This window comes from Brunnivagina elsteri CCALA 953 (assembly GCF_002289455.1).
Lineage (GTDB): Bacteria > Cyanobacteriota > Cyanobacteriia > Cyanobacteriales > Nostocaceae > Brunnivagina > Brunnivagina elsteri.
The window spans coordinates 1-24,920 of the sequence record NZ_NTFS01000043.1; the positions used below are offsets into that span (position 1 = coordinate 1).

Genomic DNA, 24,920 nt, shown 5'->3' on the forward strand with positions numbered 1-24,920 from the left:
GTGCGGAATGTGGGTAAAAAACACCTGCCAATGTTACATCTCTATGTCTTTCGGGGGATGTCTATTAAATTCCTGCTTTTTTTGCGGCAACCATATAACGGAAAATATATTCTGCGACTTCAATATAATGAAATGCTGTTTTCGGTGAATTTGCCCATACGGTTATACCGTGATTGCGGATAAGTAATGCGGGAACTTGAGTTTGTTTCTTTTGATTACTCTGAAAATAACTTCTAATATCTGCGGCTATTTTAGGAACGTGAAAATGATTTGTAAATAAAGGCATTGTGCAATTAGGATTTTCTTCCCAAACTCCCAATCCTTTAAGCATTTCCAAAGCTGGTAAAGGTAATTCGTCACCTTCTACAAAATTTGAGACTAAATTAGCTTCGATTGAGTGAACATGATAGCAAGCACAAACTTCAGGAAATATCTCGTAAATTACTTGGTGAATTGATGTTTCTGCTGATGGTTTTAATGCTTTGAATTGTGGTGCGATCGCTTCGTTTATTACTGCTTCAGTTCCCTCTGGATATACATCTGGATATACACGTACAAAATCATCTAAACAAAGTTCCCCTTTTGATTTTCCACTTCCAGTAATCCAGAAACTACCATCCTTTAATTTTACAGATAAATTCCCTGCTGTACCTAACATCCATCCTTGTTTGTAGAAGTGACTAGCAGCTTCACACAGTTGAGAACGTGGGTCAAATTCGATAGTGATATTATTAAGTAATTGTTGTTGAGTCATTTAGATTTTGGATTTTAGATTTTTCAATACAACACTTTGTAAGTCAATTAATTACAGGATACTTTTACTACTAAATGCTGACTACTGACTACTGTATTCTGCTATATTTTCCACAATTCTTTAAGAGCATCACGCACATCAAAAAAATCATTCCAGGTAATGTAACTTTTGTGACGTTCTTCAAGATATTGAACTAGTCTATCTCTAGCAAAAACAACTGGTGCAGAAATAGCCATATTTAAATCAGTGACAGAATCACCGATCGCAATTTTCACATCTGCGGGGTACATTTCCATCACTTTCACTTTATCTACTAATTCTGTCTCTCCCTCATAGGGTGACAATACCCGAAAATGGGAGTCACTTATATCGAGTGCGATCGCATGAATTGCCTTTACTCTTTGTCCCAAATCCCCCATCACCACTTCCACCATTTCCCGCAACCCACCAGAAACAACCACAAAGGGAACATCCTGGGAATCGAGAAAATCCAGCAATTCTGGAAGTCCATCACGTATTGGTTGAGTGCGGGTAAACTCAATAATTTCTGGCAAACGTGAAGATGGAATCGATTCTAATATTTTCCGCACACCTTCACGTAAAGTAACTTTAAGAGCGTACATTTGCGGGATTAATTCTGCTGCAAGTTCCGGTGCAAACTCCTTCAAAACAGCAACAAAGGTTTCTTGTGCTGTAATTGTCCCATCAAAATCACAAAAAACAATTTTTCCCATCACCCTTTACCCTACCACGGCAACCCGACGCTGAACGCGAATTTCTGTCCCCGTATATTCAGGAACCCAGCCATCAGTACCAATGAAATAGCGCACAGCTTTGATGCATTTTGCTGGTGTCAGATAAAACCAGTGTTCCGTACCTGCGGGAACATTGATATATTCTTGAGGTTGCACTGTGAGTTCAACTTGACTACCATCGGGACGTACAAACCCGAAAACCCCTTCCCCTGCAACGATGTAGCGTACTTCATCATCTGCGTGGGTATGGACTTTATCGAATTTTGTCAGCATTACATCAAGGTTGGGAATTTCTGGATGCAACGCAATTAAATCGCGGGAAGTATAACCAGCAGATTGCTTGAGTTGTTCAAAATAATTATCTAACCCTTGTAATACCGTTTCTTTCTCAGTTTCGGTGAGACTATCTTGTGCGAGTAAATGCTGTAACTCTTGGTTATCAGCTATAGCCCAATAATTAAGGCTAATACCCAGTGGTGAAAGTTCCCGCACAATTTCTTGTAAGTCGGTTTGAGTGCTTCCGTCTTCCATTTGTAAAATTGCCATAGTTTATCTCTTTGGTTTTTGCTTAATCACCTAAATTATTGTATCGCTTGTACGCAATTGAAAAACTATTACTCTCTAATACAGTTTGGAAAAATCAGATATTGCCTGATATGTGGCTGAAAAGCTGTGGTTTACACTTAAACCTGCTAATTAAAACCGTATATATACTTATTACTGATAGTACTTGGAACTGTTTTTATTCATCAAAAAAAACTATAAATTCACTGTCAGTTTACCAATGTTTACTGTCAATTAAATTAAATTAGTCGTTGATTAAGAAACACAAAATTAGAAAGGAAAACTACAAATGGTACTTAATATTAAAAGAAAGTTATTGATTGGTGCTTCATTAGCTGCAAGTATAAGCGCGATCGCATCATCTCCAGCCTTTGCTAGCGGTCTTACTAGAACAACTGATATACAATTTTTTACCAACGATACCCAACACCAATCTACAGATAAACCAAATATTGGTACTTGGACTTTTGATGGTACTAAACCTGCTGAATATGATAGTTCAGGTATTGGTGGTGTCAATCGACAAAAATTAAATGACATTACAAAAAATAACATTAATAAAGCTATTTCCGCTCTAACTGATAACAGTAGCGCAACCAACGTTGAGCTATTCACAAATGGCGAAATTGTTGTAGACCATGTTGGCTTCACAGGTAAATTAGGAAAGAACACAATTAAGGTAGAAAGCGTCACCAAGGCAGATTGGGCTGATGGGAAGTTAGCAAATTCATGGTTAACTGGTTTTCGCAATACTTATGGTAGCTTGATGTCGAGTATCCCCACGACTCCTGGCTCTAACATGTTGAAAGACTTTAACAATAACTACAGCGCGATTATTGGTCATCTTAACACCAATGGGTTTAATACAGCCGGAGACCCAAACATTGGAGATGTAACATACGATGAAACGACTGGTAAGTTGCAAGTTGACTTAGTAGGACATTTGGATATTGCTGGGAAATATGTAGACACGCGACAAAAAGTTAAGCAAGGTAATAATATGGTTAACAACAGCAATTATCTCAAAACATCACCTGACTTTGCTCGCAACTCAACCGGAAATCAAATTTTTGATGCAATGCTATTTAACTTGGCAAAAACAGCATTCCTCACAAATACAAAATTCCAAATGAGTGAAATTGCCAAGATTACCTTCAATGGTGAAACAGACTATGCATTTAACTTTGTTGCCACAGACTCAGGTGCGATCGCAGGCGATCGCAATCTCACCACTGACACCACATCCCACACAGGTATCTACTCTTGGAACAAGACTGTGAAAGATGTGCCTGAACCTTCTGCTTTAGCTGGTCTAATGGTCTTAGGTGGTATGGTGACAATCAAACTTCAAAAAATGAAAATGACAAAAGCATAACCATTATTGAACACCAAAAATAAATTGCCCAAATTGTTGTAGGGGCGGGGTCTCCCCGCCCTTTAAAATAGTATGGTGATAAACCGACAGTGGGAAGCTTCCAGAGAAATGTTCTCCCCAATCCCTAATTTATACTTTCGATTTACTTACCTCGCTGGATTGAGACTGTCGTTCTAAGTCAGACACAGCTTGAGTCGGTTCCTGGGTTCCCAATAAATTCCTAATATCACTCAACGAATTCGGCTGTGCTGATTGCTCAGACGATATTTCGCTGATATACTCAATCAAATCTTCTACCTGGCAGTTCAGGGCTTTACAAAATTTAGCAATTCTTTCAATGTGGTCAGTTCCAGTTCTACCGCTTTCCCAGTTTTGGATTGTACTCTCAGTCACGCCGACAAGGCGCGATAGTTCTAACTGGGTCAGCCCCGCCCTTTCACGCAAAGACGCTATCCGTGGTTTAGCTTTCCGTTTCACAGTTACAGCACGCTTAATTTAACTATATATAGTGGTCAATCCTAACATCAAAAAAAAAATACGCCCATTTTTTTTACCCAAGACTTGACACACCTAAAATCCTTGGTTAAAACTATTATGTATAGGACATCAATAAGGAACGTTCCAAAAAACAGTCCCAAGAGATAGTCCCTGTAAACATAATTAGAGGTGATTCAGAGGTCAGGGAAAGCGCAAGCTATGGAAAAAATATGAAAAACTATAAAAATCAAAAAAAATCTCTAACCTATCCGGAATGACTCAAGTGAAATATGTAGCTTAGATTATTCCAAACGAGAGAAAAAACAAAACACTAAAGCCAAATACATAAAAGCCAAATACATAAAAGCAATTATACGTAGCTGGTAACAGTGATAACTCTCGAAGCCCAGACAATCAACTTCGACAACATATAATTTAGCGAGGTCTAAAAATATACGTTGGATAAGTCAGTTGTTTTTAGTCTACTGGTTGAATGGTTGCTCGGTTTGCGGCTTTTGCTAACGACCAAGTTTAAGGAAACATTCAAGGGAACATTTCTAACGCTGTTATCGTATCTAATAATATCAGTTTAGCGAATGTCACTAGAATTAGCGTCCATCGCAATCACTAGACAAGGTTAAACTACTAGTTTTGCTTTCCCTTACTAACTAAGTGTTGCCACAAGAAAATAGCCAAACCCTTTCTTGTCAAAGTATTTTTGGATACTTGCAACGCCAAACTAATAAAAGTAAAGCATTTTATATCTATGGGTTTTTTGCGGTCTTCTACCCCTAAGTTTTTCAATTGAATTTTTTACATTGAATATTTTAGGTGTTATTCTGGAACCGAAATCAACAACACACAACTAAGAAGGTCTAAAATCATGTTGAAGAAATCTTTTGCTCTTGGTTTATTGGCTGCTTTTGCTCTTGCTCCTGCTGCATTTGCTGGGGATCAAGTTCAAGGAAATGTAACCAATACACAGATTACATCTGGCAACTATGGGAATGGTAACGTCACAGGTATCACCAACAGTACCAAAGTAAACCAAAGTCAAATCAAATATAAATCAGGTGGTTACTGGTGCCGTGGTGGTTCAGGAAATCAAATCCAAGGTAACGTGACCAATACTGCGATCGCAACTGCAAATGTTGGTTTAGGTAACGTTACAGGAATCGTTAACTCTACTGGTGTCAGCCAACATCAAGTGGCTGGTTCTGGTTGCCACTACGGTTACTAATTGAATTGTAAGGGCGAATATGAACGAATGGTTATTCGCCCCTACAGAATGATTTTGCTAAATTTTCTTTACTTTCATCCAACAACACACAACAAACCAGGTCTACTAAGATATGTTGAAAAAATCATTGGCACTAGGTGTATTAGCTGCCTTTGCAATGGCTCCTGCTGCATTTGCGAACCAAGTTCAAGGTAACGTTTCAAATACAAATATTACATCTGGTAACTTCGGTGTTGGGAACGTTAGCGGCATCTCTAACCACACAAACACTGACCAATATCAAGGTAAATATATTAATCCTTACTGCGTGACTGGTAAGCAAATTCAAGGGAATGCTGGGAATACTGGAATCGTTGCTAATAACGTTGGTTATGGTAACGTTACGGGAATTTCTAACGGTACAAATGCTAGCCAAAGTCAATACGCTAGCGGCTGCTCTTACTAAATTGGGCATATAAGTGGGTTGTTGACTAGTGTCTAAAAAATAGCCAAACCCGAAACATTAGCAAATCATCCTCTTGCGATCGCTCAAATTTCACTCTCAGAATTAACTCTCATATTCTAATTCAACTCAACAACACACAACTAAAAAGGTCTAAAAATCATGTTGAACAAATCTTTGGCTCTTGGTGTATTGGCTGCTTTCGCGATGGCTCCTGCTGCTTTTGCTGGTGACCAAGTTCAAGGTAATCAAACTAACACGAATATTGGTGCTAGCAACGTCGGTGTTGGTAACGTTGTAGGTATTAATAATAGCAATAGCACTGGTCAATTCCAAAGCAAACGCGGTGGTCGCTTCTGTAATCGTTCTGGCAACCAAGTTCAAGGTAATGGTACTAACACTAATATCTCTGCTGGGAATCTTGGTCATGGTAACGTAACTGGAATTTCTAATTCCAATGGTACTAGTCAAAATCAACACTCTGGTTGCGGTTTCCGCTTCTAGGAAAGTTTTCTTGGTGGACTCACTAGATAGTTGCTAATGTTCTGAAAATAGCCAAACCCTCAAACATTGGCAAACTATCATCAATTTTCACTTAATTTTCTGAATTTTATCCAACAACACACAACTAATAAGGTCTAAAAATCATGTTGAAGAAATCTTTTGCTCTTGCTGTATTAGCTGCTTTCGCGATCGCTCCTGCTGCATTTGCTGGTGACCAAGTTCAAGGTAATGTCACCAACACGAATATTGGTGCTACCAATGTTGGTGTTGGTAACACTACAGGTATTAGCAACAGCACTAGTACTGGTCAATTCCAAAACAAATATGGCAGTCCTTTCTGTGGTGCTGCTTCTGGGAACCAAATTCAAGGTAACGCGACTAACACTGGAATCTTTGCTGGTAACGTTGGTTACGGTAACGTTACCGGAATTTCCAACAGTACAAACACTAACCAAAGTCAATCAGTTGGTTCTAGCTGCTACTACGGTTACTAAATCAAGCTTTGCTAATACCTCAAAATAGCCAAACCCTTGGGGTATTAGTAACCTTCTCTCCGATTACTAACAAACAACAAACAACACACAACTAAGTAAGGTCTAAAAACATGTTGAAGAAATCTTTTGCTCTCGCTGTATTAGCTGCTTTCGCGATCGCTCCTGCTGCATTTGCTGGTGACCAAGTTCAAGGTAATCAAACTAACACAAGTATTGGTGCTAGCAATTCTGGAGTTGGTAACGTTACAGGTATTACCAACAGCACTGATGTATTCCAAAACCAATCCAAGTACGGTAGTCCTTTCTACGGTTCTGGTACTGGTAACCAAGTTCAAGGTAACGGAACTAGCACTGGTATTGGTGCTGGTAATAATGGTTATGGTAACGTTACAGGGATTACTAACGGTACAAATGTAAACCAAAATCAAAATTCTGGTTCTACCCCTTATTTCCCCTTCTAAGCTGAATTGATTAATTTAGTTCCATCTGTATAAGTGGTTCTAGATGTGGGGTTGGATAGGTTGGCTAATTAACAACCTCACAAATCCAAAAAAAGCAACAAAAAACAAAAAAAATCTGGTTAGCGAGGCTATTTACATTACTCAGTGTTTTGGAATTAGCCAAACCCTCAAAAACACTAGCAATATTAGCTTCGTAACCAGCAACACACAACTAATTAGGTCTAGAAAGATGAAGAATAGAATCTACACCTTAGCTTTTTTAGCTGCTGCCTTGATTATATCTCCTGGTGCTGCCTTTGCCCAACAAGGTCAAGCCGCAGAGCAAAATATGAATCAAAACGTTGTTATCAGTGGTTCTGGTAACTCTGTTAACACAAGCGGTACTCAAATTAGTAACCAACACCAAAAGAAAACTGGCTGGTGCAATTATGGAAAGCAAATCCAAAATTCTGGTCAGAACTTAGGTCAAAACGCAGTCGTTTTTGGTCATGCCAACCGCGTTAATATCGATGCGGTACAGAGAAATGTCCAACAGCAAGCATCATCTGGTGGTTGCTACTAAGTCTTTTAGGTAGTGGTTATTGGTTATTCAGTATTGGTAGGTATTGGTTATTAGGAAAAAATAAATGACTTTTAACCATTACCAATTACCAAATACCCGCAAATCATTCACTTTGTATTTGGTTGAGGATAAAAGCCATGCCTGCTAAAAAAATATACTTTCGTTGCGCTTCGCTGATTGCGATCGCATTTTGTTCTATCCCTCTTGTTTTTACTGCTGGAATTGCCAATGCTGAAGATTTAGATATTGATACTGGCAATGTTCAAATGTCTCTTGGTCAAAATGGCGTATTTATCAGAAATGCTCCAGTATTCCCCGAAGGAGTACCAGTATATCCTGTATTTAGAAATGATAGTTTCAACAACAATCAAAATAGTAATCGTCGGATACGTACCTACCGAACAAACAGAGTTTTGAAATGTCGCAATGTTAATCAACGTAGGCATTCAGTAAGAGGTGGTAGTCGAGTTTTCACTTCTGCCACAACAACTATCTGTAATTAATTTATACAATAGCCTACTTTCACACTTACCTCACACACTTACATTAAAGAAATGAAACTCAAATTACTTGTATTAAGTGCTTTCTCCATTAGCGCTATCTCAACCCTAATCCCCGGATTAACTCCTTCGGCTAAAGCAGTCTGTGTTCTTACAGATGTTGGTGTACAAGTGGCAATTCACGGCAAAAACAGTGTTGCGAATCAAAATAATAAGGTCGATCAGCAAGCTAGCAATGACTGCTACGGTAACAGCGCTACAACCTCTGGCGTACAAGTTTACACAGGTTCTGGTTCAGTAAATCAAAACCGTAATGTTGGTCAATATGTTTCTGGTGGTAGTGCAAATAACCCCACTGGTGTTCCTATGCCAGTTATCAAGATACATGTCAATCCTCAAATCGATGTACCTGCTTACCCCAATTTTTAATTAGGGATTTACAGAAAATAAAATGTCCTAAATTATAGATTTATCAATTGTATTGTATGAGTGAGGGCGGGGAGACCCTACCCCTACTAAAATTTGGGGTAATTTATTTTTTGGTCGTAAATAACTAATAACTAATAACCCAATTCTCAATACCTAATAACTAATTTTCAGGAGAAAATAATGAAACTCAAATTACTTGCTTTAAGTGCTTTTACAGTGAGTGCAATGTCAACAGTCATTCCGGCTTTAACCCCATCTGCTAGCGCTGTGTGCATCAATACCCGAGTTGGTGTACAAGTTAGTGTTCATGGAAAAGGCAGCACTGCTAACCAAAATCAAAATGCTACCCAAAGCGCTAGCGATGATTGCTTCAACAACCAATCAAGCGTAACAGGGGTACAAGTTCATACAGGTAAAGGTTCCGTTAACCAAAACATGAACAGCAACCAAAGATTATCTGGTGGTCATAATCCAACTGGTGTTCGGTTCAAACCAATTAATAATAATGTCGAAGTTAAGGTTAATGTACCTGCTTTTCCGACTTTTCCAAAATGATATTCCAGTGATATTCAATTTAGCAATTGCAACGATATATTACCCCTACGGGGGTTTTTCCTATTTATTTTGTTAAATTGAAATGATGACAATAGATGACCCATCAGGTCGTCTCTACTTAATATGAAAAACTTACTTTTTTACGCTCTAAGTGTGGGATTAATCATTAGTGTTTGGTCTGGACTAAGTAATTTTTCCTACAGTCAACAAAGTGCTTCGATTGACTCGTCTGTTAACTCTAGTGGTAATAGTGACGTGCAGAGCTTTACTTCGATCCAAACCAATCAGCGATCGCAATCTTCTTCTAATATCCAAACTAGTATCCAAGAGAGTACTTTTAGCTTGAGTTCAGCAAACCTGAACCAACCGCAAACTCTAAAGATTAATTCTTCGGGTACAAAGTTAAAAGGCGAAATTTCGATTAATGGTAAAGTTGTACAACAACTTGATAAAAACCAATCTGAAATCAATTTATCACCATACCTATCAACTGGTACGCAAAAGGTCGAGATTAAAGCTAACTATACACCAACGAACGCCGATGTCAGTGTGGAAATAGAGGGTTCGGGTAGCAATATTTCGCAACAAACAAGCGGTAGCGGTACATTAAATTACACATTAAATTTAACCGTACAGTAACAGCAATGCGCTAGACTAACAGCATCACCTATACATCTAGATTTGCCTTAAAACGATGATTTATAATTCCAAGTCGCCGTTTTTTACTAATTTACTTGGATTTGTTCCTGCTGTTTTAGTCACGTTGATTTTGCCAGCTGTTAGTAACTATCCTGCTTATTCCCAAACAGCTAATAGTAATCAATCCACAACTGTGGGTGAGAATTCGACATTTAATCAAGTAATGCAGTCGAACCCACAGATTCCTGTTAATAACACAAACAATAATTCGACAAATATTAATAACCCCAATAGATACCCGCTAAATTATCTACCAAATGCCTATGTAAATACAGAAAATGATTTTGGTTTTAATCTTTCTGCTGGTGTAAATACACTAGATGCGGCAAATATTACTGTTTATCTCGGCATAATTTATCAACCTGGACGTACTGAAGACCATAATTTGCGAATGTCTAGGTTACGAAAGGAAACTGAACTACTAGAGAGCCAAAAGAGAACTATGGAGGCAAATCTGAATCTAATCCAGAAGCAAATTGATGAGGCTACAATTCGGTTGCAAAATTTACCACAACCAGTCAAAAAATAAGGATAAAATCTTTATTTGTAATTAACATAAATGTTAATTCAATGGCTACCAAATAGATAATGATTCATTCTCAGTTCTGCATTTTGTCTTCTAACACGAATATGTAGATGGGAAGGTAAATTGGCTAGTTAATTGTAGTTGGTTTTCCAGACTAGAACGAAGTCGTAATTCTGCAACTGACCAAATCCAAAATTTATTAGGTGCATTGATAAAATCTTCATCTCGATGGGTGACAATTGCACTTAGTTCTTGGAAGCTCGCACAAGCAAACTCTACTGCCGATTCAAAGTCTTGAATAGGTAAAGAACGTGCGAATTGCAGCATATCGCGATCGACTGTACAAATAGTAATTTTGTCTTTTAACCAATCGATTACAGCTTGAGCAACATTTGTGCTTTGTAAGCGACTTGCGTAAGTGTATATTTTTTCCCAACCAATATCAGTAATATACATTTTTATATGAGGATTCACTCTTTCCAATAATTCGCTAATATCTCCGACTAAATGGTTCCGATTCATCAATGCTTCAAGTATTAAATCAGCATCAACTAAAATTCCAATCACTTTAAACCCCCGATTGACTTTGGAATATGATGTGAGAGCAAAGTGTTGCTCTCACTGATTGAGGAATATGCTTATATACAAGCTCAAATAATGAAATTTCTGATTTGCAGCTTTTTTTTTTGAAACTAAGCTGACACTTCTGTATAAATTAGCCTTCGTACTATCATGCTGAGTAAAAATTATCTACGTGAATTTAAATAGTTAATGTTAATTTTCTATGACGAAAGTGATACCTTGTGGTTCCTATTTTTTAAGGAATCAAAAAGTAATCATTATTTAGGTATTGGGTATAAAACATGGAAATAAAACAAGTAATTAATATTTCTTAATAAGTTTGCTTTACTCCTATTTACAAATGTAAACCCAATCCAATATCAAAAGATTTGACATCTATCTTTAGATAGATTTATTTTCAATTTGAATATCCTTAATAATTCTGCATTCTACATCCTTTTCATTTCAGTATTAAGTAGAATAACTGCCCTCGTCCAACCGTGACACCTGCCCTTTCTCCGGCGATTTTACCAGCACCAGCGAAGTAATCAACACGACCTGCGCCTTTGATAGCACCACCTGCATCTTGGTCAAGTACGTATCTACTAACAATGCGATGTTCCATATCTCCTTTGCTGTTTACTAGGGGAAGATAAGCGCGGATTAATGCTAAAGCTCCGGGGGGCATCAGTGCTTTGTCGGTAGCAATAGAACGGTCTGCTGTAATTGGTACTGAAGTTGAACCTGTTGCTGTCACACCGTAGTTTTCTTGGAAAAAAACAAAACTGGGGTCTTTTGGGATATATATATTTAATTCTTGGGGATACTTATGAAAATAATCTAAAATCTTCGGCATTGTCATTCCCTCTAAGGGTACTTTTTTATCTTCAGCGAGTGACTTACCGATACTTTTATAATCTTGGGCAATATTACCTGCATAACCGACATGGGTTTGTGTTCCATCAGTGAGCTTCAGTCTTGCGGAACCTTGGATTTGCATCATATAAGCTTCCATGCGATCGCGAAACCAAAAAAATTCTAAACCCTTTAATTTGCTCTTTGCAGCTTGTAATCCATCGGCACCTTCTAAGTCTACACGGGTTGGGTGAGGTCTTTGCCAGGAACTCAAATCAGGGGGAATACGGTAGATGGGATAGCGGTATTCGGCAGTGGCAACCCGACTCGCTTCATAAATTGGTTCGTAATAGGAAGTAAATAAAACTCCACCTTTTTTATCGCTACCAATAGACTGGTAGAGAATAAACTCTCGTTTTACAGCATCATTAAGTTGTTTTGCCGACTTACTAGTTTGTACTAATTCTCGGAACCTGATTAAACTATCAACGACATGCGATCGCGTTATGCCAACTATGGGATAATTTTGATAATCTACCTCAGCTTTTCCCGTTTGTAAGTATTTCAAGCTTTGGTTAATAGAATTTATCAGTGCTTTTTGGTCTGCGAGGGGTTCATTTTCTCCCCATATTTGATTATCAAAACAGGATGAGTCATTTTCGCAGCAAGTCACCCAAGGTCTAGGAACAAGTACAGGTAAGGATTTTGAGTTTTTGTTGGGTAAATTCCATTTTTTCACCTGACATTGCTGTTTACTCAGTAGCAAGCGTCCCAATGGTTGAAAATAGACTAAATAAGTAAGAAAAAATATAGGTAAACCTAAAAATATAATTCCCAAAGAGGGTTTTTTCCCATTACTCCCAACGGAGAGTCGTTTAGCAAAAGTCGTAAGTGTTTTATTCATCCGTACAGGTTAGGACGTTAGCAAAGCTACTGCTAGTTAAAAATTGATAGTATAATTAAACCAGTAAAACCCATAACCCCAAATAAAATTACCCTACCCTAACCCTCCCCTTGCAAAGGGGAGGGAACTGGATTCAACAGATTCATCAAAGCGTTAATCAGTATCTGATTTTGCTCATTAGTGCCAATAGTGATGCGTAATTTATCATCGAGTCTTGTTTCCTGGAAATAGCGCACTAAAATTCCTTGCTCCTTCAATTTTTGATACAGATATTTTGCATTTACTTCGAGTGGCTGAACCAACAGAAAATTTGCTTGAGAATCCCAAACACGAAAACCTAATTGCTTGAGAGCGATCGCAAGTTGTACCCGTGATGCTTTAATCTTTGCTACACAATCATTCTTGTATACTTGGTCACTAATTCCAGCTGCTCCCACTGCAACTGCGATCGCATCAATGTTATAACTATCTTTGACTTTATAAAGTCCACTCAGCAATTTGGGATTTGCAATACCAAAACCTAACCGCACACCAGCTAAGGAGTAACCTTTGGAAAGGGTACGTATTGAGATAACATTTTCAAATTCTTTGACCAACTCTAAAGCATTTTCTTGAGCAAAATCCACATAAGCTTCATCAATTACCAAAACTCCAGATAATTTACTGGCAAGTTTCCGCAATTCGTCTATTGGTACTACATGACCAGAAGGACTATTTGGTGTAGCAATAAATGTAACAGCAGCATTGGTTGCAATTAATTGATCGAGTGGTAATTCATAGTTCTCTCCATAGGGAATCTCCACCAGTTCCGCAGATTGTACTTGGGTTAATGTTCTATAAAGTACATATGTTGGTATCGGATATGCAACTTTTTTCCCTGGCTCTGTACAAGCTCGCACGACCACATTCAACAATTCATCGCTACCATTACCAACAATAATCCAATCGCTAGGAATATTTAAAACTTGACTAGCAGATAAACGAAAATCTTCACCATAAGCATTCGGATAGCGTCGCAACGATTCACTATTGAAGTTTTGCAATACTTCCAACACCACAGGGGATGGAGGATAAGGGTTTTCGTTACTGTTAAGTTTGATGATTTGGCTACCGGGTTTAGGCTGTTCACCAGGTATATAAGCAGCCATTGCTGTAACATTTCCCCGGAAGTAGTCCATCATTTATTTATTATTATCAAAGCTACGAAGATATTATTCTACATCTACACATCTACACATATATACTAAAAACTTTAAATTTTCGTCGCTGAAGACTGAGATTAGGGACTTTCAGAAAATAAAATATCCCAACTATCGATTTATCATCATATCATCTTAAAGGGTGGGGAGACCCCACCCCTACAACAATCTGGACAATTTATTATTTCTTGGTGTTCCCTTATTAAGCCTCTCCCCTTACCAAGGGGAGAGGTTTGGAGAGGTGTTCTATATTAGGTTCTATGTATTAGCTGGATAATCATGAAATACCACAACATTATCTTGGGGAGCGAAGGAAAACACTGTAAATGGGTCTTTTTTATTGCCTATTTCCATTCCAGGAGTACCCACAGGCATTTGGGGAACAGACAAACCAGAAACATTGGACTTTTCTTGAAGCAAGCGTTGAATATCGTTTGCTGGAACATGTCCTTCGATAACATATCCATTTACGATCGCGGTATGACAAGATGCTAAGTTATTTGGCACATGGTACTTTTGCTTTACTGCCTCGATATCAGGTGTGGGAAAATCTTGGACTTGAAAACCATTTTTTTTCAAATGGTCAATCCAGCTGCCACAACAGGTACAGTCGGGACTAAGATATACATTAACACTTGCTGCTTTTGTCTCTAGATAGTTAGTGGGAGTCGCTTGCTGAATATTAGCTGCAATAGAAATTGGAGCAGTACTTCCCAGAATACCTAAAATTGAAAGAGCGATCGCGATCCGTATTCCGATAAAATCCCAGCATTTTTGCCACCAATACATGAATTGTTTTTGTGTCACCTAAGATTTCCCACGTTTTATAAAAGAAATTGACACAACGCTCTCGTTGTCTTGTTGATGAAGTAATGCCCATAGCATCACTAATATAATTCATTACGGTTTTTACCTGTCTGGATGAGGTTTCTCAGCATCTATCTGAGATGAAGTGGGTAAATGTGGGGGAATTTAATCAATAGACATAGGAGTGCAAAAGACGTAGAGACGTAGCAATGCGATGGTTCTACAAGGGTTCTGGGTAACACATGATTAATTTTCACTCCTATATCTAAATGATGATGGTAAATAGCTCTTCAAGATTTCGCGATCGCAATTTGGTAATATGATTGTGTGAAGCTAATATCAAGTATTGCGTCTCTGTAATCTCAATACATTTTACTATATCTACCCTTCAGTTGATGAACTCTACTCGAACCTTGGATAAATCTACTGTCAGTACGCAATCTGACTCAAAAAAATATTCTTCTCATAACATGTGACAGTTCGCCGGGTGAACGCTATTATCTTGTCATGGGAAAGAAATAATGGTTTATAATGTCAAGTTATAAAGCAATTTTATTCTCATAGTTAATCGCGTAAATTGTTAACCTGACTATAGAATTGTAGTTAGCTTAACTAAAACTAAAATTGTAGCGGGCACTTTTACTCAGGTAAACAGGTCTAAACAATCAAGTAGCATTAACCAAACATTTAGTTGCAGCAAACAAAATGTCTACAGAAGGTGTGAGGAGAACAGGAAAGATGTCAAATATATTGTGGAAATCCTTGGTAGTAAGTCCAGCAGTTTTAGGCGCGACGCTCTTGTTATCGTCGTCAGCTTACGCTGCACCCAACACTGCTAAAGTAGAAACAACTAAGGCAGAAACATCCACAGCAACAGTATTTACAGCTGCTACCCCAATCGAAGCGGCTCAAAAACCAGAGTTGTTTGCCCAATCGCAGCCTCAGCAAACCGAAGTTAACACTTTGGATCAAGTCAATAAGTACAGCAACGAAGGCAAAGGCAACTCCCAAGCACAAGTAACATCGGTTTCACAGTTTTCCGATGTTCAACCAACCGACTGGGCATTCCAAGCATTGCAATCCCTTGTAGAACGCTACGGTTGTATCGCTGGTTATCCCAACGGAACCTATCGCGGTAATCGGGCATTGACTCGTTACGAATTTGCCGCAGGTTTAAATGCTTGTTTGGATCGGGTTAACGAATTAATCGCCACCGCAACAGCTGACTTGGTAACTAAAGAAGATTTGGCAACCCTACAGCGCTTGCAAGAAGAATTTAGCGCTGAACTGGCAACCCTACGTGGACGTGTTGATGCTTTAGAAGCACGCACAGCCGAATTGGAAGCAAACCAATTCTCCACCACCACCAAACTGGTTGGTGAAGCAATCTTCGCAGTTACTGATGTGTTTGGTAACGAAAGAACCGTACCTGCCCCCACAGCAGCTAACCCGAACGCTACCAGAAAAGTTAAGGACGACAACAATACTGTCTTCCAAAACCGCGTTCGTTTGGACTTACAAACCAGTTTCACTGGTAAGGACGTATTGCATACCCGTTTAGCAAGTGGTAATGCTCAACGTTTAAACATTGGTGATGGCTTAACCTCTGAAGGTCAACAAACCTTTAATGTTGGTGGTGACAGTGGTAATGGTGTAAATCTTGATTGGTTAGCTTACTACGTCCCCGTTGGTCCCGCTCAATTGTATGTAGCAGCAACTGGTGGTATTCACAGCGACTACGCAGCAACCAACAACCCCTACTTTGAAGACTACGACGGTGGAAATGGTGCCCTCTCCACATTCGCTTCGGAAAGCCCCATCTACCGTATCGGTGGTGGTGCTGGTGCAGCGTTGAATATCCCCTTTGGGAAAGGTGGCGGTATCCTCAAGCCTAGCTCGATTACCGTTGGCTACATGGCATCGGAAGCAAATAACCCTAATAAAAGTGCAGGTTTATTTGAAGGCAACTACGCAGCACTTGGACAAGTTAACTTCAACTTGGGACAGAAGGTTGCTTTAGCTGCAACCTACGTTCACGGTTATCATGGTTCTGGTAGCAGCTTGTTTGATTCTGGTACTAATTCTAATGGTTTAGTTGGTACTTTCCAAGCTAATACCTTAGGTCGGAATAGTGTTACAAATGCTCAAAGTGCTTCTTCTAGTAACTCCTATGGAGCTTCATTAGCCTTTAGACCTAGTGAGAAGCTTTCGATTAGTGGCTTCGTATCTTATCACGACATCACTGGCTTTGGTAAAAACGATGATACAGAAGCTTGGAGCTACGGCTTAGGTGTTGCACTACCTGACTTTGGTAAGAAAGGTAACGTACTTGGTATTTTTGCAGGTGCTGAACCTTACTCCTTAGCGAATGCTGGTAGAGGCAACCGTGATGTACCTTACCACATCGAAGGTTTCTACAAGTACCGCGTTAGCGACAACATCTCGATTACCCCAGGTGTTATCTGGTTGACAGCACCTGGTCAAAGCAGCAGTAATGATGATGCTATTATCGGTACTCTGAGAACAACCTTCACCTTCTAAGATTTCTCAGATTGATGTAAGTCATTAGTTACTTGTTCTTTCTGCTTTATTAAATACAAGTAATAATCTAAAATTCATAAATCCCTACTCTTGAGTGGGGATTTTTATTTTTAGCGATAGAAAGTAACAAACTCCAGTGGAGAACCGGAGTATACTAGGAAATAGTAATGAGTTAGGAGTTTTGAGAGACAACCCACCGCAATACTGCTCGCAGAAGGTTTCGCGAATGAGAGAAACCAGGTTTCTGAATTAATGCTTAACGGAGCAGTATTGCAACCCACCTAGTCGCTCCTCTGATATAGTCTATTTTAGGCTTATTTTATAATTGCGATCGCCAATCAAATGTATTCTCAACTTTTAATCCTTGAATTCCCATACAGACGAATCGTCTCTACTTAACTCCTAACTCCTAACTCCCAACTTTACTTTTTGCTGCTTGTGGAACTATCGTGTAAATCAGAATATGCAATTTTGGCATTACTGGAACTGGCTACCCATTACCAAAATGGGGAACCGCTACAGATTCGGCAAATTGCGGCGCAGCAAAATATTCCCGATCGCTATTTGGAACAATTGCTAGCAACTATGAGACGTGGAGGCTTGGTAAAAAGCCAACGGGGTTCTAAGGGGGGCTATTATTTGGCGCGAGAACCTTGGAAAATTACGATTTTTGAGGTTTTAACTTGTATTGAAGGTTTAGACGTTCGGACTAGTGAAGAAAAACCCCAACAACCGACATCAGCAGATAGGGCAGTGCTTAAAGAGGTTTGGCAGGAGGCTCGTCAGGTTGCAAACTCGATTTTGCAAAAGTATACTCTTGCCGAAGTGTGTGAAAAGCGAGATTCCCGCAAGCGACTAGATGTTATGTATTACATTTAGTAATGGTTAGTGCTTAAGGGACTTCCAGAAAATAAAATATCTCAACTTATCGACTTACTACTATATCCTTCGTAAGGGCGGGGTTTTCCCGCCCCTACAATAAGAATTCAGGATAATTTATTTCTTGATATTCCTTGATAAGTAGTGGTGAATGGTTAGTATTATTTATTTAACTCCCAACTACTAACAATTAAATATTATCAATTAACAATTAAGTATTATGCGAATTGCTCGTAATATCACGGAAGTTATTGGTCGTACTCCCTTAGTGCAGTTAAATCGAATACCTCAAGCCGAAGGATGTGTGGCAACGATTGTTGTCAAAATGGAGAGTATGAATCCTTCCGCCTCCGTAAAAGACCGGATAGGCGTAAGTATGATTAACGCTGCGGAAAGTGAAGGATTAATAGTCCCAGGTAAGACAATTTTAGTGGAACCGACTTCGGGAAATACGGGTATTGCTTTAGCAATGACAGCAGCCGCCAAAGGGTATCAGTTAATACTAACGATGCCGGAAACCATGAGTGCCGAGCGTCGCTTAATGCTACGGGCATATGGTGCGGAACTGGAGCTAACACCAGGGCTTGAAGGAATGGGTGGTGCTATTCAACGAGCGCAGGAGATTGTTGATACTGTACCCCATGCGTATATGTTGCAACAATTCCGTAATCCAGCAAATACGAAAATACACCGTGAAACGACTGCTGAGGAGATTTGGGAAGATACTGACGGAAAAGTAGATTTCCTCGTGGCGGGAGTCGGTACGGGTGGTACGATTACGGGGGTAGCAGAGGTTATTAAAGCCCGCAAGCGGAGTTTTAAAGCGATCGCAGTTGAACCGACAAATAGTCCAGTATTGTCGGGAGGACGACCAGGACCCCATAAAATACAAGGTATTGGTGCAGGTTTTATTCCTCAGGTTCTCAAGGTAAAATTAATCGATGAAGTTATTAGCATTACCGATGATGATGCGATCGCATACGGCAGACGTTTGGCACGTGAGGAAGGGTTGCTATCGGGTATATCTAGTGGTGCTGCTTTGTGTGCTGCAATTATAGTTGCCCAGCGTCCCGAAAATGTAGGAAAATTAATTGTGATGATTCAACCCAGTTTTGGAGAAAGGTATTTAAGTACGCCTTTGTTTCAAGATTTAGAATTGAGAAGTGCTACTAATATGGGCTAGGGAAGGAATATAGAATTCAGTATGTAGAATTCTTGGTAGCGACTGTCTTGAATGTCAAGTTTATAGCAGTCAGAAAAACTCAGGAAATTGGGTTTTTCCCGTATATAAAATCTCTAATCGTTTTTTAGTAAGTAGTTGGACACAATTAATTACACAAAACTTGGGCTGAAATTATTACCTATCAAAGATATCCAAGAATCTGTATTGTAATTAATTCTGTCTGGTTACTTATAAAAGGGAGCGAGACGCTCCCACTAAACTTATTAATTCAAAGCATTTTTTTGTTTGGAACACCTAGAGTAAAAATCTCTCCTGAATCCTGAATCTTTCCTAAGTAATGGTAGACACTAATCACTACGAAACACTACAAATTAATCAAAATGCCAGTCAATCGGAAATAAAGCAAGCTTACCGACGTTTGGTAAAGTTATTTCACCCTGATATTAATTCGGAAACCACAAACCCTAACAAAATTATTATCATTAATGCAGCTTATGAGGTTTTAGGTGATGAGAAAAGTCGTCAAAGTTATGACAGAAAATTAGATAGAAATTCTCAAAGTTTTGTTAATAACCGTCAACAGCGTACAAAAACTGCTCAACAGCAGCAAGCAAATCGTAAAACTGGACGAGATATTGACGAACAAATTGAAGAATGGTTGAATTTTATTTACAATCCGATTAATGAATTAGTAAGTGCAATTATTGATTCATTGGCGGAACAAATTGATGATTTATCTGCCGATCCTTTTGATGATGACTTATTAGAAGCTTTTCAAGAATATTTAAATGATTGTCGGGAAAAACTTAAAAAAGCTCAAACTAGTTTTCGCTCTTTACCAAATCCACCAAGTTTAGCGAGAACTGCGGCACATATTTATTATTGTATTGATAGAATTACCGATGGTTTGGACGAGTTTAAATATTTTCCACTTAGTTATGATGAAGGTTATTTACATACGGGGCAAGAAATGTTTCGGATTGCTGAACAGTTATTGTCTGAAGCGCAAGATTCTGTGGAAATGTATAAATAAAGTCGAAAATTAGGAAGTTGCGATCGCAGTGAATTATTACCAGATTTAGATATACATTTATTGGTACGTTGTATTCTTAAGCCATCAGTAATTGAAGCTAGACAAGAATTCATGAAAGGGATTAAATAATTCAATTATACGAGTATCGTAAATGTTTTTACGTAGATGAAAAACTACATTCAGTGTTCTCAAAAAATTGAAATAATCCCCTCTAACAGCATTCTTTATGGTCAACAGTGAAAATAAATTAACAATCGGTTACAAAATTGATCTATGCTGTTAATAGGGAATCATTAAGAAATTTTACATTTTGCCCGAAAGGTACTCATGCAATGCATTATTAATCGCCGCGCTCAGTTTTCGGCAAGTCATCGTTATTGGTTGCCAGAATTAAGCGAAACCGAAAATCTGGAGAAGTTTGGTGCATGTGCCAAATTTCCTGGTCACGGACACAACTATGTCTTATTCGTTTCCATGATTGGGGAATTAGACGAGTATGGTATGGTATTAAATTTGTCCGATGTCAAACATGTAATTAAAAAAGAAGTTACAAGTCATTTGGACTATTCTTTTCTAAACGATGCTTGGTCTGAGTTTGAGGAAACTTTACCAACTAGTGAGAATATTGCAAGGGTAATTTGGCAAAAATTAGCACCGCATTTACCCTTAGTTAAAGTGCAACTTTTTGAACATCCAGAACTTTGGGCAGAATATATGGGGAATGGTATGGAAGCTTATTTATCGGTTAGTACTCATTTTAGCGCTGCTCACCGTTTGGCGCATCCGAAGTTGAGTGATGAAGAAAATGCCAAAATTTATGGTAAGTGTGCGAGAACTCACGGACATGGACACAACTATCATTTAGAAGTGACTGTAAAGGGAGAAATTGACCCACGTACGGGGATGTTGGTAGATTTGGGTGCTTTGAATCAAATCATTGAAGATTATGTTGTGGAACCATTTGACCACATGTTTTTAAATAAGGACGTTCCCTTCTTTGCTGAAGTTGTACCAACGGCAGAAAATATCGCTCTATATATTAGTAATGCATTGCGATCGCCTATCCAAAATATAGGTGGGATTTTGCATAAAATCAAGTTAATTGAGAGTCCGAATAATTCCTGTGAGATTTTGTGCAGTGATTCCGATATGAATTCTACAAAAGCAGCAGCACAACCTGTCTTAGCAACCATGTAACCCGCATAACCCTTGTAATTCGTATAACAATTGTAACCCGCATAACAATTGTAATTCGTAGAGACGCTCCGGTGGAGCGTCTTTCTTTATAAATATAAATAAATTTATATTTATAATATAGACGTTCCACCGGAACGTCTCTACGAATTTCGTAAATACAAATAAATGGCAACTGCCAAAATACCAAAAATTAAATTGACAGATATACGACTTAAAATATACCAAAAAATTTCGGCATCTAAGATATTTCGTGAAAGTAACGGACTCACTTTTTCTACTAATACGAACATCCCTAAAATTGCATTTCCTCCTAATATTAATATAAACAATACTAAACCTCTTTGCCAGTAACGATGTTGTCGTGTTAAACCCGATATTAAGGGTGTTACGGATTTATTTTGTACCAAGTTTAAACATAGCTCAAAGCGCCAAAACATCCACAGTAAAAAGGGAAATAAACCGTAGCTAAGGAACTGTAAATTTCTTGCATATTCTCCGGCAGTTGACAAAATATTAACTAATGCATGACAAATTACCGAATTTGCGCCAGCGAAGAATAAATACTTTCGATAATCTTGTTGGTGTGAATTTATGATTGTTGTGTATTTAGATAAAGCATATACCCAAGGTGTAGAAAATAGAGTATGAAAAGCTGTACCAATTACTCTCTCGAACAGCAATTCGGAATTGTGAAAAACATAAACGACATTTTCCTGTGCGCTAAATCCCAGACAAACTGCGATCGCACATAAAAAAATTGCTCGAATACGCAAGTTATAACGACTTTGTAGGAAATACACTGGTATAAAAGTGACTGCGAACTTACATGCTTCCTCAATTGGTGCGATCGCAAATAACTGACGTATACTTGCCCCTATTAGGGTTCTTGTAAAGCGTTGCCAACCTGGTATTTGTCCTATTAGTGACTCAAATATCAGTTGCAAACCGAGGGCAAGTAAACCCGATATCATGCCTAATATAAAAAAAGAGAAGAAAAATAGCGTACTTCTAAGCAAGCTACGGGAAGCGCTAAAATTCAATCTCCAGTGGTAAAATGCTAACAGTAGTAATGCTGGTGCTACTGCTGTGATTAAAAGTATTAAATCAGGCACTCAATCTCGCAATTATGGTACGATGTCGCGGACTGTTGCGAGCAACTATGGGTGTCTGAAAGCCTTCGTTAATAAGAGCTTGCTCTATATCTAAACCAAAATAATCATCCAAGTAAGGCTCTGTACTTTTTAGTAAAGTTAAAATATAGGGAGGCATTTTTTTAAACGCTTCCGATTGTGGATTCATATCCATAATCGCTAAATTGCCACCAGGACGAAATAACCTTTTGGCTTCAGCAAAAATTTGTTGAGTCGGAGTTTGAGGAAGTTCATGACACATGAGAAAAATTGAGACTAAATCAAATGAGGCATCTGCTAAATTGGTAGATTCGGCTTTCCCGTGAACCCAGTTAATATCTGCCTGACGTTGTTGCGATCGGTATTCAGCAACTGCGAGAAAATAAGGTGATAAATCCAAACCTGTAATCTCTGCTTGGGGGTAAAGTTTTTGTAGTGCAAAAGTACTCATCCCCACACCACATCCCATGTCCAGAATTGTTTGCGGAGGTTGGGGAATTTGAGCTTTGAGGATATCGTGGTAGCTTTGACGAAGTTTTGCATCACCTTGTTTGCCTCCATCTTCCCAGAGACGAGCATGAACCGCATAAGCAGCAGATTCAAGTTCAAATGCTGCCAACCAACTCATATTTCCACTTTCGTAAGCATGGAATGAAGTCAGATAATAATCTGGATAGGCAATTTGGGGATTTTTAATTTTTGTAAAATCTTCTTGCCAATCTCGTTTTTTGAGTGTTTCCACTTCAGAAGTCCAAGGTACGCCAAGTTTCTCAGCACGTTTAATCATCATTTGTCTAGCTTGGTGTTTAGCAAAGTTGGCGACAGGCTTAATGGAGAGTATGCTATTTACCAACCGTGATGGTAAGTCTGGGGTGTTTTTGACAGCGATAGTCATAAGTTATGGGCAACCAGATTAATATTTGCTTTACGGGGGATTTCCCGCAAGTCTCATTAAAATTAATGGTAATCCGAAGTTATGCGATCGCGTTTGGAAGTAAACGTAAAGATGATGTCTGAAAAATTTCTATGTATCTAAATATACTAACTACTCAGCATTTATATTGAGTAATATTTATTTTTTTTGTACATAGGAATTTATTAGCTACAAAGACTGGTAATATGTCCGTAAATTTAGTAAATGTTGACTCGGCTAACTTCAGTAAATCACAAAGTTTTTTCCAAGGCTTATGCTCATTCAATCACTAAGTATAGTTAAGTAACTTTATACACTTAATTCATAAGTTATTTTTATATTTAAAAATAAATAATGGATAAAGTTTTTAGGAATTGCATTTTAGAACCTGTATCACAGTATGATATCAAAAAAAATAATTTTTATTAAATTAAAATATTTATTTTTACAAAAAAATTATGGGATTTACGTCGCCTTGAATTAAATTAAATTACGGGTGCCATTCATTCTTTTAATACAATGATATCAGAAAAACTAGCTCTCACAGACCAGGAAACATTGGATGAAGTTCTGGATTGTTTAACTGAAAATTTTACGATTCAAACCCAAGGAGCTTTTAATCAAAAAAATCTATTTGAGATTTTAGTAAGAGCGGCAAGTATTGGGGATAGCATTGAAAATACAAGCAAAATTTTAAATCAAAGCCCATCTGGTAATGATATTAGGTATCACTTGGATAAAATCAATAATTTTGAGCAGCTTGAAAGTCAAATTAACCAAGCTTTAAAAAGTCGGATACCTCATCGAATTAAAAAAGGTCGTCATAAAATAGCAATTGACTTAAATTTGATTCCCTACTATGGTCAACCAGACGAAAACGAAAAAGAATACATCTATAGAAGTGAAGCTAAACTTGGGACTTGTTCTTTTTACGCGAAGTCTGCCACGGGGAGTATCCCTGTGGCGAGCTTCGCGCTTACGCAACTCTATACATAATAACAAAAAATAAAAGGGTAACATTGGCTGTTAGAGGAGTTCGTTGGTGTGATACAAGTGTCGCTATAATTACCTATTTACTAGCTGAAATTAGTAATTTAAAGATAGATATAAAGAGCCTTTATTTAGATAGAGGTTTCTTTAATGTTCCTGTTATTAGATGGCTGAAAGCTTTAAACATTCCTTTTATAATGCCAGCAATTAGAAGAGGAAAGAAAAAAGGGATAAAACAATTTTTAAAAGGAAAAAGTAGCTATAAAACAACTTATACAATGAGCAGAGGTAAAGACGATGATGTCACTTTTGATTTATGGATTGTTTGTAAATATAGAAAAGGGAAAAGAAAAAAACGTGGCGTAGAATATTTTGCCTATGTTGTATATAA

Annotated in this window: 27 protein-coding genes and 1 pseudogene; 18 read left to right on the top strand and 10 right to left on the bottom strand. The window is 38.2% G+C overall.

Annotation, left to right across the window (positions count from 1 at the left end):
* Positions 1–64: 64 nt before the first annotated feature.
* The 3 genes from mtnB to CK510_RS06060 all read right to left on the bottom strand — a co-directional run bounded on the left by mtnB (position 65) and on the right by CK510_RS06060 (position 2,055).
* A complete protein-coding gene (gene mtnB, locus CK510_RS06050; protein ID WP_095720837.1) occupies positions 65–754 on the bottom strand; it encodes a methylthioribulose 1-phosphate dehydratase in 690 nt (229 codons plus the stop codon).
* A gap of 101 nt (positions 755–855) precedes the next feature.
* Entirely contained in the window at positions 856–1,488 is a 633-nt protein-coding gene (locus CK510_RS06055; RefSeq protein WP_095720838.1) for an HAD-IB family phosphatase, read from the bottom strand.
* A gap of 6 nt (positions 1,489–1,494) precedes the next feature.
* Complete coding sequence (locus tag CK510_RS06060) at positions 1,495–2,055, bottom strand: 1,2-dihydroxy-3-keto-5-methylthiopentene dioxygenase (protein ID WP_095720839.1); 561 nt, start codon at positions 2,053–2,055, stop codon at positions 1,495–1,497.
* 307 nt (positions 2,056–2,362) lie between these two features.
* Between CK510_RS06060 and CK510_RS06065 the strand changes: the two genes are divergently transcribed.
* Positions 2,363–3,448 carry an NF038130 family PEP-CTERM protein gene (locus CK510_RS06065; RefSeq protein ID WP_095720840.1) on the top strand — a complete coding sequence of 362 codons (1,086 nt, stop codon included), beginning with the start codon at positions 2,363–2,365 and terminating at the stop codon, positions 3,446–3,448.
* 129 nt (positions 3,449–3,577) lie between these two features.
* Here the strand turns inward: CK510_RS06065 and CK510_RS06070 are convergent, their stop codons facing one another.
* Positions 3,578–3,925, bottom strand: a complete 348-nt coding sequence (locus CK510_RS06070; RefSeq protein ID WP_095720841.1) for a helix-turn-helix transcriptional regulator — start codon at positions 3,923–3,925, stop codon at positions 3,578–3,580.
* A gap of 883 nt (positions 3,926–4,808) precedes the next feature.
* Between CK510_RS06070 and CK510_RS06075 the strand changes: the two genes are divergently transcribed.
* The 11 genes from CK510_RS06075 to CK510_RS06125 all read left to right on the top strand — a co-directional run bounded on the left by CK510_RS06075 (position 4,809) and on the right by CK510_RS06125 (position 10,340).
* The gene (locus tag CK510_RS06075) at positions 4,809–5,165 is read left to right on the top strand and encodes a hypothetical protein (protein WP_095720842.1); all 357 of its coding nucleotides are present in this window, start codon (positions 4,809–4,811) and stop codon (positions 5,163–5,165) included.
* Between the two features lie 112 nt (positions 5,166–5,277).
* Complete coding sequence (locus tag CK510_RS06080; RefSeq protein WP_095720843.1) at positions 5,278–5,610, top strand: hypothetical protein; 333 nt, start codon at positions 5,278–5,280, stop codon at positions 5,608–5,610.
* Positions 5,611–5,769: 159 nt separating this feature from the next.
* Positions 5,770–6,111, top strand: coding sequence for a hypothetical protein (locus CK510_RS06085; RefSeq protein ID WP_095720844.1), 342 nt, complete (start codon positions 5,770–5,772; stop codon positions 6,109–6,111).
* Between the two features lie 143 nt (positions 6,112–6,254).
* Entirely contained in the window at positions 6,255–6,605 is a 351-nt protein-coding gene (locus CK510_RS06090) for a hypothetical protein (RefSeq protein WP_095720845.1), read from the top strand.
* Between the two features lie 110 nt (positions 6,606–6,715).
* Positions 6,716–7,066, top strand: a complete 351-nt coding sequence (locus CK510_RS06095) for a hypothetical protein (protein WP_095720846.1) — start codon at positions 6,716–6,718, stop codon at positions 7,064–7,066.
* 229 nt (positions 7,067–7,295) lie between these two features.
* Positions 7,296–7,628 carry a hypothetical protein gene (locus CK510_RS30855; RefSeq protein ID WP_143289235.1) on the top strand — a complete coding sequence of 111 codons (333 nt, stop codon included), beginning with the start codon at positions 7,296–7,298 and terminating at the stop codon, positions 7,626–7,628.
* A gap of 137 nt (positions 7,629–7,765) precedes the next feature.
* On the top strand, positions 7,766–8,131 hold the full coding sequence (locus tag CK510_RS06105) for a hypothetical protein (protein WP_095720848.1): 366 nt from the start codon (positions 7,766–7,768) through the stop codon (positions 8,129–8,131).
* Between the two features lie 51 nt (positions 8,132–8,182).
* Positions 8,183–8,557 carry a hypothetical protein gene (locus CK510_RS06110; RefSeq protein ID WP_095720849.1) on the top strand — a complete coding sequence of 125 codons (375 nt, stop codon included), beginning with the start codon at positions 8,183–8,185 and terminating at the stop codon, positions 8,555–8,557.
* A gap of 180 nt (positions 8,558–8,737) precedes the next feature.
* Positions 8,738–9,112 carry a hypothetical protein gene (locus CK510_RS06115; RefSeq protein WP_095720850.1) on the top strand — a complete coding sequence of 125 codons (375 nt, stop codon included), beginning with the start codon at positions 8,738–8,740 and terminating at the stop codon, positions 9,110–9,112.
* 123 nt (positions 9,113–9,235) lie between these two features.
* Positions 9,236–9,751, top strand: coding sequence for a hypothetical protein (locus CK510_RS06120; protein ID WP_095720851.1), 516 nt, complete (start codon positions 9,236–9,238; stop codon positions 9,749–9,751).
* 55 nt (positions 9,752–9,806) lie between these two features.
* A complete protein-coding gene (locus tag CK510_RS06125; RefSeq protein WP_095720852.1) occupies positions 9,807–10,340 on the top strand; it encodes a hypothetical protein in 534 nt (177 codons plus the stop codon).
* Between the two features lie 90 nt (positions 10,341–10,430).
* Here the strand turns inward: CK510_RS06125 and CK510_RS06130 are convergent, their stop codons facing one another.
* From CK510_RS06130 to CK510_RS06145, 4 genes are all read right to left on the bottom strand, one after another.
* A complete protein-coding gene (locus tag CK510_RS06130; protein ID WP_095720853.1) occupies positions 10,431–10,904 on the bottom strand; it encodes a PIN domain-containing protein in 474 nt (157 codons plus the stop codon).
* 454 nt (positions 10,905–11,358) lie between these two features.
* The gene (gene mltA / locus CK510_RS06135; protein WP_095720854.1) at positions 11,359–12,657 is read right to left on the bottom strand and encodes a murein transglycosylase A; all 1,299 of its coding nucleotides are present in this window, start codon (positions 12,655–12,657) and stop codon (positions 11,359–11,361) included.
* Positions 12,658–12,755: 98 nt separating this feature from the next.
* Entirely contained in the window at positions 12,756–13,838 is a 1,083-nt protein-coding gene (gene hisC, locus CK510_RS06140) for a histidinol-phosphate transaminase (protein WP_095720855.1), read from the bottom strand.
* A gap of 276 nt (positions 13,839–14,114) precedes the next feature.
* Positions 14,115–14,663: a DUF411 domain-containing protein gene (locus tag CK510_RS06145; protein WP_245911864.1), complete on the bottom strand. Its 549-nt coding sequence runs from the start codon at positions 14,661–14,663 to the stop codon at positions 14,115–14,117.
* A 738-nt stretch (positions 14,664–15,401) separates the two neighbouring features.
* Here CK510_RS06145 and CK510_RS06150 point away from each other — a divergent pair.
* The 5 genes from CK510_RS06150 to CK510_RS06170 all read left to right on the top strand — a co-directional run bounded on the left by CK510_RS06150 (position 15,402) and on the right by CK510_RS06170 (position 21,496).
* Positions 15,402–17,204, top strand: a complete 1,803-nt coding sequence (locus CK510_RS06150; protein WP_095720857.1) for an iron uptake porin — start codon at positions 15,402–15,404, stop codon at positions 17,202–17,204.
* A 438-nt stretch (positions 17,205–17,642) separates the two neighbouring features.
* Positions 17,643–18,083, top strand: a complete 441-nt coding sequence (locus CK510_RS06155) for an RrF2 family transcriptional regulator (protein ID WP_095720858.1) — start codon at positions 17,643–17,645, stop codon at positions 18,081–18,083.
* Positions 18,084–18,303: 220 nt separating this feature from the next.
* Positions 18,304–19,266: a cysteine synthase A gene (cysK, locus tag CK510_RS06160; protein WP_095720859.1), complete on the top strand. Its 963-nt coding sequence runs from the start codon at positions 18,304–18,306 to the stop codon at positions 19,264–19,266.
* A gap of 337 nt (positions 19,267–19,603) precedes the next feature.
* Positions 19,604–20,299 carry a J domain-containing protein gene (locus CK510_RS06165; protein WP_095720860.1) on the top strand — a complete coding sequence of 232 codons (696 nt, stop codon included), beginning with the start codon at positions 19,604–19,606 and terminating at the stop codon, positions 20,297–20,299.
* 327 nt (positions 20,300–20,626) lie between these two features.
* On the top strand, positions 20,627–21,496 hold the full coding sequence (locus CK510_RS06170) for a 6-carboxytetrahydropterin synthase (protein WP_095720861.1): 870 nt from the start codon (positions 20,627–20,629) through the stop codon (positions 21,494–21,496).
* 140 nt (positions 21,497–21,636) lie between these two features.
* Here CK510_RS06170 and CK510_RS06175 read toward each other — a convergent pair whose 3' ends face one another.
* Both CK510_RS06175 and CK510_RS06180 read right to left on the bottom strand, forming a co-directional pair.
* Positions 21,637–22,608: a PrsW family glutamic-type intramembrane protease gene (locus tag CK510_RS06175; RefSeq protein WP_095720862.1), complete on the bottom strand. Its 972-nt coding sequence runs from the start codon at positions 22,606–22,608 to the stop codon at positions 21,637–21,639.
* Positions 22,601–23,521 carry a class I SAM-dependent methyltransferase gene (locus tag CK510_RS06180; RefSeq protein WP_095720863.1) on the bottom strand — a complete coding sequence of 307 codons (921 nt, stop codon included), beginning with the start codon at positions 23,519–23,521 and terminating at the stop codon, positions 22,601–22,603. Before CK510_RS06180 ends, CK510_RS06175 begins: the two co-directional genes overlap by 8 nt.
* Before the next feature lie 537 nt (positions 23,522–24,058).
* Here CK510_RS06180 and CK510_RS34560 point away from each other — a divergent pair.
* Positions 24,059–24,920, top strand: a pseudogene (locus tag CK510_RS34560) (ISH3 family transposase); the annotation flags it as partial.

What these genes read in the sequence shown, in the direction of transcription:
- mtnB (WP_095720837.1), bottom strand. Translation starts at nt 754, where the DNA reads ATGACTCAACAACAATTACTTAATAATATCACTATCGAATTTGACCCA.
- CK510_RS06055 (WP_095720838.1), bottom strand. Translation starts at nt 1,488, where the DNA reads ATGGGAAAAATTGTTTTTTGTGATTTTGATGGGACAATTACAGCACAA.
- CK510_RS06060 (WP_095720839.1), bottom strand. Translation starts at nt 2,055, where the DNA reads ATGGCAATTTTACAAATGGAAGACGGAAGCACTCAAACCGACTTACAA.
- CK510_RS06065 (WP_095720840.1), top strand. Translation starts at nt 2,363, where the DNA reads ATGGTACTTAATATTAAAAGAAAGTTATTGATTGGTGCTTCATTAGCT.
- CK510_RS06075 (WP_095720842.1), top strand. Translation starts at nt 4,809, where the DNA reads ATGTTGAAGAAATCTTTTGCTCTTGGTTTATTGGCTGCTTTTGCTCTT.
- CK510_RS06080 (WP_095720843.1), top strand. Translation starts at nt 5,278, where the DNA reads ATGTTGAAAAAATCATTGGCACTAGGTGTATTAGCTGCCTTTGCAATG.
- CK510_RS06085 (WP_095720844.1), top strand. Translation starts at nt 5,770, where the DNA reads ATGTTGAACAAATCTTTGGCTCTTGGTGTATTGGCTGCTTTCGCGATG.
- CK510_RS06090 (WP_095720845.1), top strand. Translation starts at nt 6,255, where the DNA reads ATGTTGAAGAAATCTTTTGCTCTTGCTGTATTAGCTGCTTTCGCGATC.
- CK510_RS06095 (WP_095720846.1), top strand. Translation starts at nt 6,716, where the DNA reads ATGTTGAAGAAATCTTTTGCTCTCGCTGTATTAGCTGCTTTCGCGATC.
- CK510_RS30855 (WP_143289235.1), top strand. Translation starts at nt 7,296, where the DNA reads ATGAAGAATAGAATCTACACCTTAGCTTTTTTAGCTGCTGCCTTGATT.
- CK510_RS06105 (WP_095720848.1), top strand. Translation starts at nt 7,766, where the DNA reads ATGCCTGCTAAAAAAATATACTTTCGTTGCGCTTCGCTGATTGCGATC.
- CK510_RS06110 (WP_095720849.1), top strand. Translation starts at nt 8,183, where the DNA reads ATGAAACTCAAATTACTTGTATTAAGTGCTTTCTCCATTAGCGCTATC.
- CK510_RS06115 (WP_095720850.1), top strand. Translation starts at nt 8,738, where the DNA reads ATGAAACTCAAATTACTTGCTTTAAGTGCTTTTACAGTGAGTGCAATG.
- CK510_RS06120 (WP_095720851.1), top strand. Translation starts at nt 9,236, where the DNA reads ATGAAAAACTTACTTTTTTACGCTCTAAGTGTGGGATTAATCATTAGT.
- CK510_RS06125 (WP_095720852.1), top strand. Translation starts at nt 9,807, where the DNA reads ATGATTTATAATTCCAAGTCGCCGTTTTTTACTAATTTACTTGGATTT.
- mltA (WP_095720854.1), bottom strand. Translation starts at nt 12,657, where the DNA reads ATGAATAAAACACTTACGACTTTTGCTAAACGACTCTCCGTTGGGAGT.
- hisC (WP_095720855.1), bottom strand. Translation starts at nt 13,838, where the DNA reads ATGATGGACTACTTCCGGGGAAATGTTACAGCAATGGCTGCTTATATA.
- CK510_RS06150 (WP_095720857.1), top strand. Translation starts at nt 15,402, where the DNA reads ATGTCAAATATATTGTGGAAATCCTTGGTAGTAAGTCCAGCAGTTTTA.
- cysK (WP_095720859.1), top strand. Translation starts at nt 18,304, where the DNA reads ATGCGAATTGCTCGTAATATCACGGAAGTTATTGGTCGTACTCCCTTA.
- CK510_RS06165 (WP_095720860.1), top strand. Translation starts at nt 19,604, where the DNA reads ATGGTAGACACTAATCACTACGAAACACTACAAATTAATCAAAATGCC.
- CK510_RS06170 (WP_095720861.1), top strand. Translation starts at nt 20,627, where the DNA reads ATGCAATGCATTATTAATCGCCGCGCTCAGTTTTCGGCAAGTCATCGT.
- CK510_RS06180 (WP_095720863.1), bottom strand. Translation starts at nt 23,521, where the DNA reads ATGACTATCGCTGTCAAAAACACCCCAGACTTACCATCACGGTTGGTA.